General features: G+C 45.4%; 3 protein-coding genes. 2 read left to right on the top strand and 1 reads right to left on the bottom strand.

The window, feature by feature from the left end:
* The first annotated feature begins 515 nt into the window (after positions 1–515).
* Together aroC and IQ242_RS20935 are read left to right on the top strand one after the other, a co-directional pair.
* The gene (gene aroC, locus IQ242_RS20940; protein WP_193961274.1) at positions 516–1616 is read left to right on the top strand and encodes a chorismate synthase; all 1101 of its coding nucleotides are present in this window, start codon (positions 516–518) and stop codon (positions 1614–1616) included.
* Positions 1617–1629: 13 nt separating this feature from the next.
* Positions 1630–2832 (top strand): glycosyltransferase family 4 protein, encoded by a 1203-nt coding sequence (locus IQ242_RS20935; RefSeq protein WP_193961273.1) that lies wholly within the window; start codon positions 1630–1632, stop codon positions 2830–2832.
* 90 nt (positions 2833–2922) lie between these two features.
* On the opposite strand, the gene IQ242_RS20930 is transcribed toward IQ242_RS20935, so the two are convergent.
* Positions 2923–3078, bottom strand: coding sequence for a hypothetical protein (locus IQ242_RS20930; protein WP_193961272.1), 156 nt, complete (start codon positions 3076–3078; stop codon positions 2923–2925).
* Positions 3079–3098: the final 20 nt, after the last annotated feature.

Genomic DNA, 3098 nt, shown 5'->3' with positions numbered 1-3098 from the left:
GTCTGTGGACTCTGTGTAAGACAGTACATGGTTTTTTAACTGTGGTATGCGACGGTGGTGGAAGCAGAAACTTAAATCGTGAGGTTTAGGAATCGCCGCCCTAAAAGTGCGGCGAGGATGTCAAACTATTTTCCTTTATTCGTAGCAGGCATTGTACTCTCTTGGGTTTGGTGGGTAAAATGTATTCTAAAATACAGTTCTGCTGGCGAGCAAATGGAACGAACCACAAAGACACAAAGGACACAAAGATTGATCGGTATTATATAAGTTAAACTTATCACACAAAGAATAAGAGAGCCGGCATTTTACTCCCCTCTCCCTTTGGTTGTGGGGGTAAGGGAAATTAACCATCTCTGCGATTACTTTTGAAAAATGGCATCAGTGACAAGAAAACGGCAATTTTCTACTTAAGACTGTCCACTAAAAACTCACATCTGATCACTGATAACTGATAACTGATAACTGATAACCGCTCAGGTACAATAAAACCTTGAGGCTTAATAGACATTGAGATTATGGGTAACACTTTCGGACGACTATTTCGGGTTTCCACTTTTGGAGAATCTCACGGGGGTGGGGTAGGAGTGGTTATCGATGGTTGTCCTCCGCGCTTAGAAATTTCCGAAGAGGAGATTCAAATCGATTTAGACCGTCGCAAACCGGGACAAAGCAGAATCGTGACCCCGCGTCGGGAAAATGACATTTGTGAGATAATTTCGGGCGTTTTTGACGGCAAAACCCTGGGTACACCGATCGCTATTTTAGTGCGGAATCAGGATGCTCGCTCGCAAGATTACAACGAAATGGCCGAGAAATTCCGACCTTCCCATGCGGATGCTACCTACGAGGCAAAATACGGCATTCGCAACTGGAAAGGAGGAGGCAGATCTTCGGCCCGGGAAACCATCGGCCGGGTGGCCGCAGCAGCGATCGCCAAAAAAATTCTTAAATCTGTCTATAATGTCGAGATTATCGGCTATGTGAAGCGAATTAAAGATATTGAGGCAATCATCGACCCCAACACCGTCACCCTCGACGAGGTGGAAAGTAATATGGTGCGTTGTCCCAACGAGGAAACGGCCGCCAAAATGATCGCCCTGATCGATCAAATTCGCCTGAATAAGGACTCGATCGGCGGTGTGGTGGAATGTGTAGCCAGAAATGTGCCGAAAGGTCTAGGAGAACCCGTTTTTGATAAGCTAGAAGCCGATTTGGCTAAGGGGATGATGTCCTTACCCGCGAGTAAGGGATTTGAAATCGGATCGGGATTCGCGGGAACCTTCTTAACCGGCAGCGAACACAATGACGAGTATTTTATCGATGATAACGGGGAAATTCGCACCACTAGCAATCGTTCGGGGGGTATCCAAGGGGGAATCAGTAACGGTGAAAATATTATTATCCGCATCGCTTTTAAACCGACCGCGACTATCGGTAAAGAACAAAAAACCGTGACGCGCACCGGGGAAGAAACCACCCTGGCAGCCAAAGGAAGACACGATCCTTGTGTTTTACCCCGAGCGGTCCCGATGGTGGAAGCGATGATGGCTTTGGTATTATGCGATCATCTGCTCCGTTTTCAGGGACAATGTACGATTAGCGATCGCTTTTTCTAAACCTTTACCCGCGATGAAATTTTTATTCCTTCATTCCAATTTTCCCGCCCAATTTCGCCATTTAATCACGGTTTTAGCTCAAAAACCTGGAAATCAAGTGATTTTCGGCACTACCCGGCAAGAGGGAGAGATAGCGGGGGTAAAAAAATTTATTTACAAGGAAAGTCGCGCTGTTTCTCCCCAAACCCATCATTATGTCCGTCCCCTGGAAAGTGCGGTTTTACAAGGTCAAGCGGTTTATGCTGTTTGCCAACAACTGAAAAATCAAGGATTTTATCCCGATATTGTCTATGCACATTCTGGCTGGGGGCCGGGCCTATTTATCAAGGATATTTTCCCGAAAACTAAGTTTTTAGCCTATTTTGAATGGTTTTATCATGCCCATGGTTCCGATGCTGATTTTGATCCGGCGGATCCCCTTAATGCTGATGCCGAGGCCCGGATTAGAATTAAAAATGCGCCAATCCTGATCGATCTGGTCAGTTGCGATCGAGGTTTATCGCCGACTATCTGGCAAAAACAACAATTTCCCCCCGAATTTCACCCGAAACTGACGGTTTTACACGATGGCATCGATACGGACTATTTCTGTCCCCGTCCCGATGTGCAGTTAGTGATTCCAGAGATAGGTTTAGATTTATCCGGTGTTAAGGAGATTGTCACCTATGCAACCCGGGGAATGGAACCCTATCGCGGTTTTCCCCAATTTATGACGGCTGTTTCCCTAATTTTAGCCCGTCGGCCTAACTGTCATGTGGTGATTGTCGGTGAGGATCGGGTCGCTTATGGGAAAACTCTACCGGACGGCAAAACCTATAAACAATTGATGTTAGAAAGCCTTTCTTTGGATTTATCCCGGGTGCATTTTACCGGTTCTCTGCCCTACGGTCAATATAAACAGGTTTTACAGGCATCGGCAGCCCATATCTATCTTACTCGTCCTTTTGTGCTTTCTTGGTCAATGTTAGAGGCCATGGCCATGGGTTGCGTCGTGATTGGTTCCGATACTCCCCCCGTGCGAGAATTAATTACTGATCGGGAAAATGGTTTATTAGTGGATTTCTTTTCTCCCCACCAAATAGCCGACCGCGTCGATGAAGTGTTAGATTATCCCCAGGGTTGGCAAAATCTGCGTTTAAAGGCCAGGGAAACTATCAAGCAACGCTACGACCTCAAGCAATGTTTACAGGAGCATCTAGATTGGTTATTGAGTTGATTTTTCAGTGAACAGTAATCAGTGAACAGTAATCAGTGAAAAGAAAGCTGCGAACTTGCCAGGTAATTAGTCACCGCAATAAGGATAACCTTATTGAGAATGACTAAACATAGAAGTATTACCGGGTAAGGGTTTCTCAATCAACATATATGAAATACTTATACTAAATCCAGTTATTAAAGACTGATTATCTATTCCTCCTACCCCCCCTTGTCCTAGGGTTGATTCAAGGTAGGGTTGATTCATGAATCAACCCTACCCGACAT

Origin of the sequence: Microcystis sp. LEGE 08355 (assembly GCF_015207185.1) — a bacterium.
GTDB classification, from domain to species: domain Bacteria; phylum Cyanobacteriota; class Cyanobacteriia; order Cyanobacteriales; family Microcystaceae; genus Microcystis; species Microcystis panniformis.
Note: the sequence above shows the minus strand (reverse complement) of the source record. Positions and strands in the feature narration are given on the sequence as shown.